The 16,102-nt window shown below is 71.2% G+C and carries 15 protein-coding genes; 6 read left to right on the top strand and 9 right to left on the bottom strand.

The genetic code is table 11. The features are described from left to right. Window positions 1-132: 132 nt before the first annotated feature. The 5 genes from ACFWBW_RS33370 to fahA form a co-directional block, all read right to left on the bottom strand. On the bottom strand, window positions 133-975 hold the full coding sequence (locus tag ACFWBW_RS33370; RefSeq protein WP_385380682.1) for an ABC transporter permease: 843 nt from the start codon (window positions 973-975) through the stop codon (window positions 133-135). Beyond that, window positions 972-2,348 (bottom strand): ABC transporter substrate-binding protein, encoded by a 1,377-nt coding sequence (locus tag ACFWBW_RS33365; RefSeq protein WP_385380679.1) that lies wholly within the window; start codon window positions 2,346-2,348, stop codon window positions 972-974. Before ACFWBW_RS33365 ends, ACFWBW_RS33370 begins: the two co-directional genes overlap by 4 nt. Before the next feature lie 14 nt (window positions 2,349-2,362). After that, a complete protein-coding gene (locus tag ACFWBW_RS33360) occupies window positions 2,363-2,590 on the bottom strand; it encodes a ferredoxin family protein (protein WP_030710222.1) in 228 nt (75 codons plus the stop codon). A 73-nt stretch (window positions 2,591-2,663) separates the two neighbouring features. Then, entirely contained in the window at window positions 2,664-3,434 is a 771-nt protein-coding gene (locus ACFWBW_RS33355) for a GntR family transcriptional regulator (protein ID WP_385380676.1), read from the bottom strand. A gap of 150 nt (window positions 3,435-3,584) precedes the next feature. Beyond that, on the bottom strand, window positions 3,585-4,820 hold the full coding sequence (fahA, locus tag ACFWBW_RS33350; protein ID WP_385380673.1) for a fumarylacetoacetase: 1,236 nt from the start codon (window positions 4,818-4,820) through the stop codon (window positions 3,585-3,587). A 140-nt stretch (window positions 4,821-4,960) separates the two neighbouring features. On the opposite strand from fahA, the gene ACFWBW_RS33345 reads away from it, so the two are divergent. Next, on the top strand, window positions 4,961-5,767 hold the full coding sequence (locus tag ACFWBW_RS33345) for a Cof-type HAD-IIB family hydrolase (protein WP_385380670.1): 807 nt from the start codon (window positions 4,961-4,963) through the stop codon (window positions 5,765-5,767). A 497-nt stretch (window positions 5,768-6,264) separates the two neighbouring features. Beyond that, window positions 6,265-6,726, top strand: a complete 462-nt coding sequence (locus ACFWBW_RS33340) for a hypothetical protein (RefSeq protein WP_385380667.1) — start codon at window positions 6,265-6,267, stop codon at window positions 6,724-6,726. 386 nt (window positions 6,727-7,112) lie between these two features. Here ACFWBW_RS33340 and ACFWBW_RS33335 read toward each other — a convergent pair whose 3' ends face one another. Further along, entirely contained in the window at window positions 7,113-9,119 is a 2,007-nt protein-coding gene (locus ACFWBW_RS33335) for a CocE/NonD family hydrolase (protein WP_385380687.1), read from the bottom strand. Window positions 9,120-9,168: 49 nt separating this feature from the next. Further along, entirely contained in the window at window positions 9,169-10,686 is a 1,518-nt protein-coding gene (locus tag ACFWBW_RS33330) for a peptide MFS transporter (protein ID WP_385380664.1), read from the bottom strand. A gap of 212 nt (window positions 10,687-10,898) precedes the next feature. Here ACFWBW_RS33330 and ACFWBW_RS33325 point away from each other — a divergent pair, with 212 nt between their 5' ends. The 4 genes from ACFWBW_RS33325 to ACFWBW_RS33310 all read left to right on the top strand — a co-directional run bounded on the left by ACFWBW_RS33325 (window position 10,899) and on the right by ACFWBW_RS33310 (window position 14,181). Beyond that, window positions 10,899-11,909 carry a polyprenyl synthetase family protein gene (locus ACFWBW_RS33325; RefSeq protein WP_385380662.1) on the top strand — a complete coding sequence of 337 codons (1,011 nt, stop codon included), beginning with the start codon at window positions 10,899-10,901 and terminating at the stop codon, window positions 11,907-11,909. Between the two features lie 277 nt (window positions 11,910-12,186). Continuing rightward, window positions 12,187-13,428 carry an outer membrane lipoprotein carrier protein LolA gene (locus ACFWBW_RS33320; protein WP_385380659.1) on the top strand — a complete coding sequence of 414 codons (1,242 nt, stop codon included), beginning with the start codon at window positions 12,187-12,189 and terminating at the stop codon, window positions 13,426-13,428. 136 nt (window positions 13,429-13,564) lie between these two features. Further along, window positions 13,565-13,768 carry a ribbon-helix-helix domain-containing protein gene (locus tag ACFWBW_RS33315; protein WP_239516343.1) on the top strand — a complete coding sequence of 68 codons (204 nt, stop codon included), beginning with the start codon at window positions 13,565-13,567 and terminating at the stop codon, window positions 13,766-13,768. Next, on the top strand, window positions 13,765-14,181 hold the full coding sequence (locus ACFWBW_RS33310; RefSeq protein ID WP_385380657.1) for a hypothetical protein: 417 nt from the start codon (window positions 13,765-13,767) through the stop codon (window positions 14,179-14,181). Before ACFWBW_RS33315 ends, ACFWBW_RS33310 begins: the two co-directional genes overlap by 4 nt. Here ACFWBW_RS33310 and ACFWBW_RS33305 read toward each other — a convergent pair. Further along, window positions 14,155-14,598: a hypothetical protein gene (locus tag ACFWBW_RS33305; RefSeq protein ID WP_385380654.1), complete on the bottom strand. Its 444-nt coding sequence runs from the start codon at window positions 14,596-14,598 to the stop codon at window positions 14,155-14,157. The two genes, ACFWBW_RS33310 and ACFWBW_RS33305, sit on opposite strands and share 27 nt — an antisense overlap. A 66-nt stretch (window positions 14,599-14,664) precedes the next feature. After that, complete coding sequence (locus tag ACFWBW_RS33300) at window positions 14,665-15,981, bottom strand: M28 family metallopeptidase (protein ID WP_385380651.1); 1,317 nt, start codon at window positions 15,979-15,981, stop codon at window positions 14,665-14,667. Between the last annotated feature and the right edge of the window lie 121 nt (window positions 15,982-16,102).

Raw genomic sequence — 16,102 nt, 5'->3', positions numbered from 1 at the left:
GAGCGTGATTTGTGGCGCTGGAAGAGGCCGCGCCTTGTCGGAGTAGAGCAGAGGGCGCCTAAATCATGCAGTCCAGGCCGACACCCCACCCCGCCCCCGGCACCGACCCACCCGCAGCCCAGCCCCCCCGGTCTACCCGTCACGCACAGGCCGACGCCGGCCAAAATCCAGCCTCGCCGGCGTTTGAGGCGCGGGGGTCCGGGGGCTGGTCCCCCGGGAAGGGAGCCACCGCGTCAGGTGGCGGCCCGTGCGTTCGACCGCCGTCGAGGTGAGCCAGCCCAGCGCGCCGATCGTGGCCATGCCGACGAAGACCCCGGGGTAGTCCACGACCGTGTAGTCCTGCCAGGTGCGGTAGCCCACCCCGTACTCCCCGGAGATCATCTCGGCGGAGATCACGCAGATCCAGGACACCCCGATGCCGACCGACAGCCCGCCGAAGATGCCCGGGAGGGCTCCCGGCAGGACCACCGAGAAGAGGACCCGCGCACGGCCCCCGCCCATCGTCAGGACGGCCTCCTCCCAGACCGGGGACAGCGCGGACACCGCGTGCCGGGTGGAGACGAGGACCGGGAAGAACGCCGCCGCGCAGGTGATGAAGACGATCCCCTGCTCGTTGGACGGGAAGAGCAGGATGGCCACCGGGACCAGCGCGATCGCCGGGATGGGCCGCAGGACTTCGAGGACCGGGCCCAGCAGGTCCGCCGCGAGGCGGGAGCGGGCGATCGCCGTGCCCGCCGCCACCCCCAGGACGGCGGCCAGCGCGAAGCCCGTCACGATGCGCCGCAGGCTGAAGCCGAGGTCCTGCCAGTAGGGCCCGGTCGTCGCCCGCTCCGCGAACGTCGAGGCCACCTCGCCCACGGTCGGGAACTGCTCGAAACGGAGCCACAGGTTGATGTCGAGGGAGGTCAGGAGCTGCCAGGCGGCCAGGGCCGCGGCGAGCGAGGCCAGCCGCAGCAGCCGGCGACGGGCCGTCATGACGCGAGGGCTCCCGCTTCCGCGAAGGACACGATCCGCGCCCCGGCCCCCGCGTGCTGGTCCACGTACGCCTTCGCACCCGACGCGGTGACGAACGCCCGCAGCGCGGAGCCATCCGCGCCATCCGCGCCCCCCGAGCCCTCCGCCACCCAGACCGCCTTGTCGGCGAACCAGAGCGTGCCCGTCACCGCGTCCGGGACGTAGGCCGCCCGGACGCCGCCGGGGCCAGCCGCCGCGAGCGCCTTCAGCAGGGCCGCCGGGGTGTCGAAGGCCTGGGTACGGTTGCCCTCCTTCAGCCACAGCTCCGGCCGGGCCGGTGCGGGCGCCGGGTAGTCCGCGCCGACCGCCGCGCGCCGCAGCGGCTCCGGGTCGACGAAGGCGTCCACGTCCACGGAGTCCACCAGCTTGGCCGCCTTCAGGACGGGCACGTCCTCCTTCAGCGCCGCCAGCAGCTCGGGACGCAGGGCCGGGTCGAAGGTCGCGATGCCGTTGGCCCCGTTGTAGAGGTAGACGACCTCCGCCGGCAGCCCGGTCTCCTTGGCCACCGTCTCGGCCGCCTCGACCGGCCGGGTGCGCAGGTGCTCGGTCGCCTTGCGCTGGGCGCGCAGGAAGTCGTCCAGGACGGCGGGGCGTTCGGCCGCGAACTTCTCGCGGACCGTGACCCCGTGGAAGGTCGGCAGGTTCAGCTCGGCCCCGTCGTACAGGGCCTTGGCCCGTCCCTCGAAGGCGAGTTGGCCCGGCCAGGCGACGAACTGCGACAGGGCGTCGATGCTGCCCGCCTGGAGGGCCGAAGCGCCCACGCTGGGCTGCTGGTTGAGCTTCTCGATCCCCTTCTCGGGATCGATTCCGGCGCGCTGCAGGGCCCGTACGAGCGTGCCGTCGGCGGCCGAGCCGACCGAGGTGGACACCTTCTTGCCCCGCAGGCCGGCGAGCGACTCGATCTTCGAACCGGGCGCGGTGACCACGGTGTTGAGGCCGCCGCGCAGGTTGTAGCCGGTGACGGAGACGAGGCGGGTGGGCTGCTTCAGCTCCTTGCCGCGCGCCGCGTTGATGAGCAGGGGGAAATCGCCCATCGAGCCGATGTCGATCTTCCCGGCGGTCATCTGGGCGGTGATCGGGGCGCCGGTGGCGTAGTCCTGCCAGTCGACCTTGTAGGTGACCCCGTCCTTCTTGCCGCGCGCCGCGAGCTCCTGCTCGAAGTACCCGAGGGAGCGCAGGAGCGTACCGGCGGTGACGGTGTTGATGGTCTTGGACTGGTAGCCGACGGTCACCGTGACCGTCTTGGAGCCGCCGTCCGCGCCGGAGGCATCGGAGCACGCCGTGGCCAGGGGGACGAGGAGGAGGAGAGCGGGAGCGAGCGTTTTCGTACGCATCGGGAGAGGGCCTTTCACCGGAGCAGGTAGGGCATGTTGACGGTCACCGCGCCGGTGGGACAGCGGGCGGCGCACGGGCCGCAGTACCAGCACTCGTCCACGTGCATGTAGGCCTTGCCGTTGTCCTCACGGATCGCGAGCGAGTCCAGCGGACACATGTCGACGCAGAGGGTGCAGCCGTCGATGCACAGGGACTCGTCGATGGTCACGGGCACGTCGCCGCGCTGGGGGACCAGAGGCATGGCTGTCTCCAGGAAAGGGGGAGGGGGCTACGAGGACGAGAGGGCTACGAGGACGAGGGGGGGCTACGAGGGCCTACGCGCCGCGGTGCAGCAGGCCGCTCATGGTGATCCGGTCACCGCGGAAGCGGATGAACTCCAGGTCCACGGGCCGGCCGTCGCGGAGGTGGGTGAGGCGCTCCAGCATCAGGACGGCGGCCCCGCGCGGGGCCTGCAGGACGGCCGCGGAGTGCGCGTCGGCGTTGACGGCTTCGAGGGTGATCTCGGCGTGGCCGAGCGGCTGCCCGGTCAGGGACTCCAGCAGTCGGAAGACGTCGGTGTTCTCCAGGTCGCAGCCGATCAGGTCCGCGCCGATGTCCAGGGGGACGTACGTGAGGTCGAGCGAGAGCGGCAGGCCGTTCAGGCGGCGCAGCCGCTCGATGTAGAGCACGTCGGAGTGTTCGGGCAGGCGCAGCCGGCCGGCGACGGGGGCCGGGGCGCGGACGGGGCCGACGGTGCGGACCTCGTTGGTGACCCGGCCGTGTTCGTGGAGGGTTTCGGCGAGGCCCTGGAGCCGGTCGAGGCCGTGCGGGTACTTGGCGCAGACGATGACGGTGCCGACGCCGGGGCGGCGCTCGACGAGCTGTTCGCCGCGCAGCAGGTCCAGGGCCTGGCGCACGGTGTTGCGGCCGGCGCCGTAGTCGGCGGCGAGGGTGTCCTCCAGGGGGAGGACGCCGGTGGGGTAGCCGCCCGCCAGGATCTGGTGGCGCAGCAGGTCGGCGAGCTGTCGCGCCTGGTCCGCGCGCAGCCGCCGGCGGCGCGCGGCGGCGACCGGGACGGTGTGTTCGCGGGTGCGTTCGGCTGGCATGGCACGGAACATACCGAGGGGGCCGGGCCGGTGGTGTTGCCGCAGTGTTGCGCCACTCGCGGGTGCCGGCGTACGGCTATGACCTGCGAGAACGGCGGGGCGGCGGAAAGATCCGCCACCCCGCCGTCAGCCGCCGTCCCGAGATGTGGACTAGAGGGTGCCCACGATGCGGCCGCTGACCTCGCCGAGGCCCACGCGGGTGCCGTCGGTGCCCGGCGCCCATGCGGTGAGGGTGACGGTGTCCCCGTCCTCCAGGAAGGTGCGCTTGCCGTCGGTGAGCTCGATGGCGTCGCGGCCGTTCCAGGTGAGCTCCAGCAGCGAGCCGCGCTGGCCGGTCTCCGGACCGCTGACGGTGCCCGAGCCGTACACGTCGCCGGTGCGCAGGGAGGCGCCGTTGACGGTCATGTGGGCGAGCTGCTGGGCGGCGGTCCAGTACATGGAGGCGAACGGCGGCTGCGCCACCTCCTGCCCGTTGATGGAGACGGTGATGCGGAGGTCGAAGCCGCCGGGGCGGTCGGCGGCGGAGTCCTCGAGGTAGGGCAGGAGCGGGAAGTCCCGGGCCGGCGGGGCGACCCGGGCCGCGTCCAGGGCCTCCAGCGGGGTGACCCACGCGGAGACTGAGGTGGCGAAGGACTTGCCGAGGAAGGGGCCGAGCGGCACGTACTCCCAGGCCTGGATGTCGCGCGCCGACCAGTCGTTGAGCAGGAACAGTCCGAAGACGTGCTCCTCGAAGTCGGCGAGGGCCACGGGGCGGCCCTGCTCCGAGGGGGTGCCGACGACGAAGCCGACCTCGGCCTCGATGTCGAGCTTCACGGAGGGGCCGAAGACGGGCGCCGGGTCGGCGGGGGCCTTGCGCTGGCCGCTCGGGCGGACGACATCGGTGCCGGAGACGACGATCGTCCCCGCCCGGCCGTGGTAACCGATGGGCAGGTGCTTCCAGTTGGGGGTCAGTGCGTCCCCGTCCGGCCGGAAGATCTTGCCTACGTTCGTGGCGTGGTGCTCGCTCGCGTAGAAGTCGACGTAGTCCGCGACCTCGTACGGGAGGTGCAGCGTCACGTCTTCCAGCGGCAGCAGGTGCGGTTCCACGGAGGGCCGGTGGCCGGGGTCGGTGACCCAGGCGGTCAGCGCGCGGCGCACGTCCTTCCAGGCGGTGCGGCCCGCGGCGAGCAGCGGATTGAGCGAGGGCTGCCCGAGCAGTCCGGCGTACGGGGATCCGAGCGCGGCCGCGGCCGCCCCGGCGTCGAGCACGTACCCGCCGATGCGGACACCGATCCGGCGCCGCTCCTCACCGGCGGTGTCCCCGGCGGTGGAGAACACACCGTAGGGGAGGTTGTGCGGCCCGAACGGGTCGCCCTCGGGCACATCGAGGGGGCTCTGCTGGGGCATGGGGTGCTGCCTCGCTTTCGACGCGGCCCGGGGGTGTCCCGGGAGCTGCTTGACAGGTTAAGGGGCTGGTGGGGCGTGCGGGAGGCCGGATTCGGGCAGTATTTGTAGGACTTGTCCGAGGAGGTCCGTATCCTTGACACGTGACTTCCGCCCTCCCCTATGCACTCGTGGCCACCGACCTGGACGGGACTCTGCTGCGCGCCGGAGACACCGTCTCGGCCCGCTCCCACGCGGCCCTCGCCGCCGCCCGCGCGGCCGGCGCCCGACACATCATCGTGACAGGCCGCCCCGTCCCGCAGGTACGCCACGTCCTGGACGGCCTCGGCTACACGGGGCTCGCGGTGTGCGGGCAGGGAGCCCAGGTCTACGACGCGGCGGCCGGGCAGATGCTGCACTCCGTGCCCCTGGACCGGGAGCTGGCGGAAATCGCCCTCGGGAAGATCGAGGCGGAGGTCGGCGAGGTCTGGGCGGCGGTCAACCAGGAGGGCGTCGACGCGGAGATGCTGATGGGGCCGGGCTACCGGATGTGGCACCCGCACCTGCCGACGGTGTCGGTGGCCCGTCGCGCCGACCTCTGGACCTCCCCCATCAACAAGGTCCTGCTCCAGCACCCCCGGCTCTCCGACGACGAGCTGACGGAGATCGCCCGGGGCGTGGTCGGAGACCTGGTCAACGTCACCATGGCGGGGGAGCACACGGTCGAACTCCAGCCGCCGGGCATCGACAAGGCGAGCGGCCTCGCGGTGGCGGCGGAACTGTTGGACGTCGCCGGCTCGTCCACGATCGCCTTCGGCGACATGCCGAACGACATCCCGATGTTCGCGTGGGCGGCGCACGGGGTGGCGATGGCGGGGGCTCACAGGGAGCTCTTGGCCGTCGCGGACGAGGTCACCCTCTCGAACGAGGAGGACGGCATCGCGGTGGTGCTGGAGCGGTTGTTCGCGTAGTCCTGCGGCGCCGTTGCCGGGGACCAGTCCCCGGACCCCTGCGCCTCAAACGCCGGCGGGGCTGGGGTTGACCTGTGCTGGTGCTTGCTGCGGCTGGGGGCCGTTGCCGGGGGCGGGGTGGGGTGTCGGCCTGGACTGCATGATTTAGGCGCCCTATCCCCTGCTTTCGACAGTTGTGGCTTCCTTGTGCGCCACACATCACGCTTTACGTCCCGGCCAACACCCCACCCCGCCCCCGTCCCCGGCCCTGGCCGCCGCGGTTCCGACCCCGGGTCTTTTCAGCGCTCCGGCACCAATCCAGCCTCGCCGGCGTTTGAGGACCGGGGTCCGGGCAACGCCCGGGGAACGGTGGAGGGCGGGTAACTCTGTGCCGCTCAGCGGCACACCCGTGGCCGGTCCCGGCTCTGGACGCGGTCCGGATGGCGGGCCCACGATGGCTCCACAACCGGGTGATCCCTTCCGCCGATCGGCCGGCCGGCCGACGGATGAGGACCCTCATGGACGAGATGACGCGCACGCCCTTGAGCGACTCGAAGCGGGAGTTCCTCGTGGTCGGGGGTCTGCTGCTCCTGGTCATCGGTGCCTTGTTGGGGATCATCGTGCACGGGCTCGCCACCCAGGACGACGATGACCAGGTCCCCCTCCACGTGGCTGACGTGGAAGGGACGTGGACCTCCGAGGACGGCACCGGAGCTCGCCTTCTCATACGCGCGGACGGGTCGGTGGACGTCTCGAAGGAGGCGCAGATCGGAGGCTGCGGTGCGCCGATGTGGCCCGATGGTCGGACGGTGAGGGCGAAGTGGGCCTTCGGCGACGCCGACGATCCTCGGATGGTCAACCTGGAACTCCGGGGTCCTGAGGCCGCCGATGCGTGCACCTTTGACTTCACGGTCGCCGACGAGGGCAATCGGACCGACGATCAGTGGCGCACGTACGTACGCCACGAGGATCCGCACTGATCCCGTCCGCCCCGGGACATGTACGGGAATCGGCCTAACCCGCCCCGGGCGCACTGTCGTTCCGCGTAGGCCTTGGACAGACTCGATGTCTGCTCGGCGACGCGCGTCGAGCGGAGGAGGGCTGTCATGTTGGTGAGGAAACTGGCGGCAGCCGGGGTGGGTGTGGTGGTCGCCGTGGGCCTGAGCAGCGCACCGGCGAGCGCGACGCCGTCGAGCTCCGCCCAACCTCGTCGCCTCGCGCGGTGTCGTCCCCGTCCGGGACTCCAAGCGGGCCGACAGCCCCGTGCGGGATTTTCCCTCCGCCTTCTTGGCGGTTTTTGTTGGGGGCCTCGGGGCTTTGTGACGTCTTTCGGGCTGCGGGAGTCCGTTTGGTGCCCCGGGGCCGGCTACACCGCCGCTCGTGGCAGGCGGCGTTCCCACGTGCGGTGGAAGAGGACCTCGTCGCCCTCGCGGCAGACCACCTCGTTCGAGGTGAGGAAGCCGCCCTCGTCGCAGGTGATTTCCGAGCGGGTCACCACCGAGACGTCCCAGGCCAGTTCCGGGCGGTGGAGCCGTACCGTCCAGGTGGAGTGGGTCCGGGCGGACAAGGGGTCCGACTCCTGGATCTCGTATACCTCCAGCGCGTCCTCGCTGAACTCCAGGCCGTCGGGGTAGACGCGGGTGCCGCCGTAGCGGGGGTCGACCTCCAGGCGCCATACGCCGCGCGCGACGTCCCGTACGACCAGCCGTTCCGGGCGAGGGGCGTCCAGGGTCGCCGGGTAGGAGACGCCCAGCGGCTCCGACTGTTCCGGGGCCTCGAAGAGGATCGTGTCCCCCTCGGCAGAGGCATCGCGGACCGGGAGTTCCACCGCGCTGCCCGCCGGGTCCAGGGTCCAGCCCGCTTCCGAGCCGGCGCGCGGCCAGATCCACGGCCAGTAGGCCGAGGAGAGGGCCAGGCGGATGCGGTGGCCCGGCGGGAAGGAGTGGCCGATGCCGTTCAGCTCGAAGTGCACGTCCTCGTACGAGCCCACCGGCCACGGCGCCGCCTTGTCCCGGCCCTGTCGGGAGGACAGGTTCAGGACGCCACGGGTGACCAGGGTGGAGGAGCCGTCCGGGGCCACGTCGCAGAGGCGGGCCACGACCTGGCCGTACGGGACGTCCATGCGCAGGCGGAGGCGGACCACCGGGCGGCCCAGGATCTCCACCGGGCCGGAGCCGTCGCCGACCGGGAACTCGAAGCAGGCCGACTTCGCGTCCTCCTCGCGCTGGTCGGGCGGCAGGTCGGCGTCGTTGCCGAAGGGGAAGAAGCGGCCGGCGTCCAGGCCCGTGTGCTGCGGGGAGGCCACCACGACCGGCGCGCCCTGGAAGGCGTACGTCACCGGGTCGACGTTCGGCGAGGGCCAGGACGGGTCGCCCACCCAGCGGCCGGGGAGGGTCGGGTAGGTGGTCGCCGGCGGGTGGGACTCGGAGATCCAGGAGCGGAGGAGGGGTTCGGACATGACACCCGTGTCCTTGCCCTTCAGCCAGTGGTCCCACCAGCGCAGGGTCTCCTGGAGGAAGCCGATCGCGGGGCCGGGGGGCAGTCCGCGGTCGGGGTACTGGTGCGACCAGGGGCCGATCAGGCCGCGGACCCGGTCGGCGGGCAGGGCGGAGACCAGGCGGAGCACCGTGTCGCGGTACGGGTCGTGCCAGCCGCCGACCGCCAGGACAGCCGCGCCGATCGCGGCGTAGTCCTCGCAGACGGAGCCGTGGCGCCAGTACGCGTCGCGGGTCTGGTGGGAGAGCCAGGTGTGGAGGAGGGGTTCGACCGCGCCGAGGCGGGAGAGCCACTGGTCGCGCCAGCCCTCGCCCGCGTAGAGCGGGTCCGGCGGGCGGGAGGCGAAGGCGAGCATGGTCGCCGCCCACGCGTGCATGTCCACGGCGAGGAGGGAGCCGCCCATGTAGTGGACGTCGTTGTCGAAGCGGTCGTCCGTGGAGCAGACCGTCACGATCGCCTTGAGGGGTTCGGGGGCCAGGGCGGCGATCTGGAGGCTGTTGAAGCCGCCCCAGGAGATGCCGAACATGCCGACCGACCCGGTGCACCAGGGCTGGGCCGCCAGCCATTCGACGACCGCGACGCCGTCGGCGAGCTCCTGGGCGTCGTACTCGTCGCCCGGGTCGCCGCCGCTGTTGCCGTGGCCGCGCACGTCGACCCGTACGGAGGCGTAGCCGTGGCCCGCGTACCAGGGGTGGCGCTGCCAGTCGCGGGGGGCGGTCCAGTCGGTGAGGCGGTACGGGAGGTACTCCAGCAGCGCCGGGACGGGCTCGTCGGTGACCGGCCGCCAGATGCGGGCGTACAGCTCGGTGCCGTCCGGGAGGGGGATCCGGACGTCCTCGTGGGTGGTCCCGTAGGGGAAATCGGTACGGATGATCATCGGTGCTCTCTCGCCCATCTCCTCGGGAGGGTCGGTGGACAACGGCGGGTCAGTGGACCGGGTGCATCGTGCGCTTGAGCCACGGCGCGAGCGCGATCACGGCGAGTCCCGCCGCGACCGCGATGGCGCCGTTGACGCCGAAGTAGGCGGGGTTGGAGACCTGGCCGTAGAGCTTGACCACCTGCGCCTGGATGCCGTTGGCCAGGGCGAGGGAGAGGAACCACAGGGCCATGGTCTGGCTGGCGAAGGCCTTCGGGGCGAGCTTCGTGGTGGCCGACATGCCGGAGGTTTCGAGGAGGACGTCGCCGAGGCCCAGCAGCAGGTAGGAGCCGATGATCCACCAGGCGGCCATCTTGTACGTGTCGCCGCTGTGCCCCGAGGTCGGGATGACCATCAGCAGGAAGGACAGGCCGCCCAGGATCACGCCGAAGGCGATCTTGTTGGAGGCGTGCGGCTGCTTGTGGCCCATCCGGACCCACAGCGCGGCGACGACCGGGGCCAGGAGCACCTCGAACGCGCCGAGCGCGGAGGCGTACCAGCCGGCCGGGAAGGTGAAGCCGAGGATCTCGGTCCGGGCGTTCGTCGACGCGAGCAGCATCATCGTCGAGTAGGCCTGGAAGAGGATGAAGTTGAAGGCCACCGAGGCGAGGAAGAGGACGACGTACGGGCGCAGGCGGCCCCGTTCGGCTGCCGTCACCCGGTCGCTGCGGAACATGATCGCGAAGTACACGATCGGTGCGATCACCGAGATCAGGGTGAGCAGGTCGACGAAGCGGTCCATCGTCAGCCAGCCCAGCAGGGCCAGAAGAGTGGCGAGCGCGGCGAAGAGCAGGATCCCGGCGATGATCTTCATCACAGCCGAGCGCATCGCGTCGGGTGCGAGGACGAACTCGGCGGAGTGTTTGCGTCCCGCCAGGTGGCGGCGGCCGGCCACGTACTGGATCAGGCCCGCGGTCATGCCGATCGCGGCGGCCGAGAAGCCCCAGTGCCAGCCCTGGTGCTCGCCGAGCCAGGCGGTGATCAGGGGGCCGGCGAAGGCGCCGATGTTGATGCCCATGTAGTAGAGGGCGAAGCCGGCGTCGCGGCGGTCGTCGTCCGTCTTGTACAGCTTGCCGACCATGCTGGCCACGTTCGGCTTCAGCAGGCCGGTGCCGGCGCTGATCAGGCCGAGGCCCACCCAGGTCATGGCGGCGGTGGGCACGGCCATGGCGTAGTGGCCGCAGGCGATCAGGATGCCGCCCCAGAGCACGGCGCGGTACGAACCGAGGATCCGGTCGGCGAGCCACCCGCCGGCGACGGAGACGAGGTAGACCATGGTCCCGTAGGCCGCCGAGACGGAGGCCGCGGTGCCCGGATTCATCCCCAGGCCGCCGTTGGCCACCGTGTCCGCGAAGTAGAGGACGAGGATGGCCTGCATGCCCAGGAACGAGAAGCGCTCCCAGACCTCCAGCCCGGAGAGCGTGGCCAGGCCCCTGGGGTGCCCGAGGAAGGCGTGGTCGTCGCCGGGCGGCGGCTGGTCGGCCTCCGGGTCGGAAGGCTCGTCTATATCGGTAGAAGTTCTGGACAAAACGCATTCTCCGGTTGTTTCGGCTGCTCTAGAACATACCGGGGCGCATGGGGCGCCGCCCGGCCGGTGCGCGACCGGTGCGCGGCCCGTGGCCGGACAGGCGCCCTGGGTGATCGAAAACAGACCCGATACGCTGGCTTGAGTGATGGCAGCGACACATCGACAATCCGTGTGATCGTCAAGGTGATCGTCAGCAGACAGGAGTACCCCTCGTGACCGTCGTCGGGCCGTTCGGACTGAGCGTGCGGGACCAGGCTCTTGAGACCGATGTCCAGGCCGGACTGGCCGCCGTCGAGGCGGGTCTGCTGGAAGCCACCAAGAGCGAAGTCCCCTTCATCACCGAGGCCGCACAGCACCTGGTCCGCGCAGGCGGCAAGCGGTTCCGGCCGCTGCTGGTGATGCTCGCGTCCCGGTTCGGCGATCCCTACGCGCCCGGGATCGTCCCCTCCGCCGTGGTCGTGGAACTCACCCACCTGGCGACGCTCTACCACGACGACGTCATGGACGAGGCGGACGTGCGCCGCGGCGTGGAGAGCGCCAACGCCCGCTGGGGCAACTCCGTGGCCGTCCTGACGGGTGACTTCCTGTTCGCCCGCGCCTCGCACATCCTGGCGGACCTCGGCCCCGAGGCCGTACGGGTCCAGGCCGAGGCGTTCGAGCGGCTGGTGACGGGCCAGATCCTGGAAACGGCCGGCCCGCGCGACGGCCGCGACCCGGTCGAGCACTACCTCGACGTCATCGCCGGCAAGACCGGCTCGCTGATCGCGGTCTCCGGGCGCTTCGGCGCGATGATGTCCGGCGCCGACGAGTCGGTCGTCGACATCCTGACCCAGTACGGCGAGCGGCTCGGCACCGCCTTCCAGCTCGCCGACGACGTCCTCGACATCGCCTCCGACTCGCACGAGTCCGGCAAGACCCCCGGCACCGACCTGCGCGAGGGCATCCCGACGCTGCCGGTCCTGCGGCTGCGGGAGATGGCGGCCCAGGGCGGCGACCCCGACGACCTGGAGCTCGTACGGCTCCTGGACGGCGATCTGACGGACGATGCCCGGCACGCCGAGGTGCTCGCCCGGCTGCGGGTCCACCCGGCCCTGGAGCAGGCGCGCAAGGACACCGTGCGGTACGCGGAGGAGGCGCGGGCCACGCTGGCCCCGCTGCCGGACTGCTTCGCGAAGTCGGCGCTGGTGGAGCTCTGCGACGCGGTGGTCCACCGCGCGGGCTGACCCGCGGGGCGCGGCCGCCGGATACACCGAATGCAGGGGCGAGGGCCCGGCAACCCCTACGGGTGGGGGAGGCCGGGCCCTCGTCATGTCATCCCTGGGGCGTACGCACAGTTGGCTCCGGGGGCTGACGCCCCGACCCCCTCTTCTTTGGTCAGATAGAGGCACATCCCCACCAGATCGGGTGAGAGTGGCGGCGAGGGGTGGACGTGGTCGCGTTGTCGACCACATACGAAACGGGTAGGTCGCCGCCGTACACACAGAGGTAGGGCAGACAGACATGGCAACGAACGAAAAGACCCGCAAGGCCGCTCGGTACGCCGTACCGGTCGCGGTGGTCGGTGTGGTCGCCGGCACGATCGCGATGGTTCCGGCCTTCGCGAACGCCGGTGGGCCGGACCTTCCGAAGGTGACGGCCCAGCAGCTCATCGAGAAGATCGCGGCCTCGGACGTGCAGCAGCTGTCCGGCAGCGCCAAGATCAGCACGGACCTGGGGCTGCCGACGCTGCCGGCCGGACTGCTGGGCGGCGGTGGCGGCGTGACCGGCGGCTCCGCGGACCCGCAGGAGAAGCTCTCCCAGCTGGTGAGCGGCACCCACACCTTCCGCGTGGCCGCCGACGGCCCGGACCGCCAGAAGCTCACCTTCGTCGACGGCAAGGACGAGTACAGCCTCGTCCACAACGGCGACGACGTCTGGGGATACGACTCCAAGTCGAAGGAGGTCTTCCACGAGAAGGCGCCCGCCGACAAGGGTGACGCGGACAAGGGCGGCAAGAGCTCCGAGCGCAAGACCGGCGAGGGCCTCCCGGGCACCCCGCAGGAGATCGCCCAGGAGGTCCTGAAGGCCGCCGGGCCGACCACCGACATCAGCGTCGGCGACACGGCGCAGGTGGCCGGGCGCGACGCCTACCAGCTGGTCCTGAAGCCGAAGGGGACCGGTTCGACGGTCGCCTCGGTGAAGATCGCGGTGGACGCCAAGAACGGCATGCCGCTGCGCGTGCAGCTCCTCTCCACCGACGGCGGCAAGCCGATCGTGGACGCCGGCTTCACCAAGGTGGACTTCGCCAAGCCCGCCGCCGACACCTTCGCCTTCACCCCGCCCAAGGACGCAAAGGTGACCGAGGGCGCGGCCGGCGAGCACGGCAAGGACGGCAAGGACGGCAAGGACAAGGGCCTGGACGCGCTGGGGGTCATCCCCGGTCTGGACGGGCTGACCGGCGGCGCCGCGGGCGCCAAGGGCGAGCCGAAGGTCCTCGGCGAGGGCTGGACCTCGATCGCCCGGATCGAGACCGGCGCGACCAACACCCTCAAGGGCCTGGACGACGCGGCGAAGGACAAGAACGCGCCCAAGGGCGCCTCGCAGTTCCTCGACTCCCTCGGGGAGAAGGTCTCCGGGAAGTTCGGCGAGGGCCGCGTCCTGAAGACCCGCGTGGTCAACGCGCTGATCACGGACGACGGCAAGGTCTACGTCGGCGCGGTCACCAAGGCCGAGCTGGTGAAGGCGGCCGACGCGAACAAGTAGCCGACGCCGACGAGCAAGTAGCCGACGCCGACAAGTAGGCGATACCGGCACCCAAGGGTGGGCAGGGACTGTGTCCCTGCCCACCCTTGGGCCGTTCCGGCCCTGTGTACAGCGGGCCCGCTGTACCGTGAAAAGCATGTCGAGACACGTCACCATCCGCCTGGAAGAAGAGTTCCACGAACGCCTCAAGGCGCGTGCGGCGGCCCTGGGCACGACGGTCACCGCTCTGATCACCGAAGTCACGGAACGCGAGCTCGACGAGGACCGGAAGAACTTCCTGTCCGGGATCGAGGAGTTCGCCGACCACTGGGGCTACTTCCAGGAGCGGTTCGGGCATTGAAGATCACCATGGAGTGGGCCTGGACTGCTCTGGCCCACCATCTCCCGTCCGATCCCGCCGTGTGGGATCCCTCCGGAGTGGCCGCCGCCGTGGCCCGTCACCAGAACGACCTCGTCCTGGTCCCCGAACAGCCCGCCCCGGACACCGCGTGGCGGGCCGCCGCGTTTTTGCACACCCTCGCCGTGTGCCCGGCGCTGGAATCCCCGATGAACGAGTTCTACGCCGCCGCCGCCACCCGCTCGTACCTGCGGGTCGCCGGGGCCAAGCAGCTGCCCTCGCCGGAGGAACTCGGCGATCTGGTGGAGGCCGCGAAGCTGGGCCACGCCGATGTCGCGGCGGTCGCGGAGGAGCTGCGGGCCCGGATCCAGGAGCCGCTGTCGGCCTCGCTACGGGGCCTCGCGCAGGACACGTAGGACACGTAGGACCATCGGGGCCTCGTCCGGGTGCAGCCGCAGCTCGGTGGCCCCGTCGGCGGAGCGGAACGCGACGCCGATCTCGTCGGCGGAGACGGCCTCCAGGGGCGGGAAGTCCACCGGCACCGGCGTGGTGGAGCCCTTGGTGTTCCTGGTGCCCCTTGTGTCCTTGGCGAGCCAGCGGACCGGCTCGCCCGTGGTGGACGTGGTGCCCGGCGGCAGTTCCAGGTGGCCCTCGGACCAGGCGCTCCCGGTCAGTTCGCGGTCGCGCAGATCGCAGGGGACCAGGACGGGGCGGCCCTGTGCGTGGTCCGCCAGCCGCGCCTGCCGGCGCCGCCTGCGCACGAGCAGTGCGGGGTTGACGGCCGCGAGGGACTGGGCGACGAGGGTGAACAGTGCAGCGAGGAGCTCCGGCATGATCCGATCAGATCACACCGGAGCCCCAAAGGACTAGACCACTTGGCCGCTTGTCGGGCCGGTGTCCTAGAAGGTGATCTTCCAGCTGTTGATGTAGCCGACGTCCTGCGCCGCCACGTCCTTGACCTGGAGCTTCCACACACCGTTGGCGACCTCGGAGGAGGCGTTGACGGTGACGGACTTGACGATGTTGTCCGCGCTGCCGCCGGTGCGGTTGTGCAGGTTGTACAGGGTGCCGTCGGGAGCGACCAGGTCGACCACCAGGTCACCGATGTAGGTGTGGACGATGTTCACGTCGACCTTGGTGGTGGCCGGCGCGTTGCCCGTGACGCCCGAGACCGTGATCGGCGAGTTCACCGCGGCGGCCGGGGAGTCCGGGATGTTGACGTCCGCGGTGTTCTCGAAGGACGGGCCCGGCGGGACCGGGACGGCGTACCCGAGGTTCCAGATCGCGTAGGCGATGGCGTCGGAGTTGCGGTCCAGGGCGGTGTCGTTGATGTTCGAGGTGTTGTCGCAGGAGGAGTGGTAGCAGCGGTCGAAGGCCTGACCGGAGGTGCCGCCCCACTTCGTCGCCTGCGCCGCCGTCTTGCTGTTGCTGGCGCCGGTGAACAGGCCGCCCACGGGGATGCCGACGTTCTTGAAGGACGCGTGGTCGGAGCGGCCGTCGCCCTCGGTCTCGATCTCGGTCGGGACGCCGAGGCCCGCGTAGTAGTTCTTGAAGGTCTGCTCGATCGTCGGGTCGTCGTCGTAGACGAAGTAGCCCGGGTTCGGCGAGCCGATCATGTCGAAGTTCAGGTACCCGGCGAACTTCGCCCGCTCGGCGGTCGGCAGGTTGGTGACGTAGTACTTCGAGCCGACCAGGCCCAGCTCCTCCGCGCCCCACCAGCCGAAGCGCAGGTGCTTCGTGGGCGTGAGGCCGGCCCGGGAGACGGCGAGCGCGGTCTCCAGGACGGCCGCGCTGCCGGAGCCGTTGTCGTTGATGCCCGCGCCGGAGCTCACCGAGTCGAGGTGGGCGCCGGACATCAGGACCGAGTTGGGGTCGCCGCCCGGCCAGTCGGCGATCAGGTTGTAGCCGGTGGCACCGCTGGAGGTGAAGGTCTGCAGGGTGGTCGTGAAGCCGGCCGCGTCCAGCTTGGCCTTGACGTAGTCGATCGAGGCCTTGTAACCGGCCCTGCCGTGGGCGCGGTTGCCGCCGTTGGCGGTGGCTATCGACTGCAGCTGCGTCAGGTGTGCCTTGACGTTGGCGAGCGGGATGTCGGGCGGCGTGGGCGCGGCGGCGACCGAGGTCGGCGAGGCGAGCGCGGCGGGGGCGGTGGCGGCGAACAGGCCGGCGACCGCGAGGGCGGTCACGGTGGCGATGCGCCGGGAGACGGACAGGCTCATGTGGGGGCTCCGAGATTCCGTACTGGGGACATGTGCGGAACGTGCGGGTGGCGCGGGTGAGCGTGCCTGCGCGCAGGCGCTACTGCGTGGGTACGGCAGTGCGTCGTGCGTCAGTGCGAGC

Source organism: Streptomyces sp. NPDC059957, from assembly GCF_042730015.1.
Taxonomy (GTDB): Bacteria; Actinomycetota; Actinomycetes; order Streptomycetales; family Streptomycetaceae; genus Streptomyces.
Note: the sequence above shows the minus strand (reverse complement) of the source record. Positions and strands in the feature narration are given on the sequence as shown.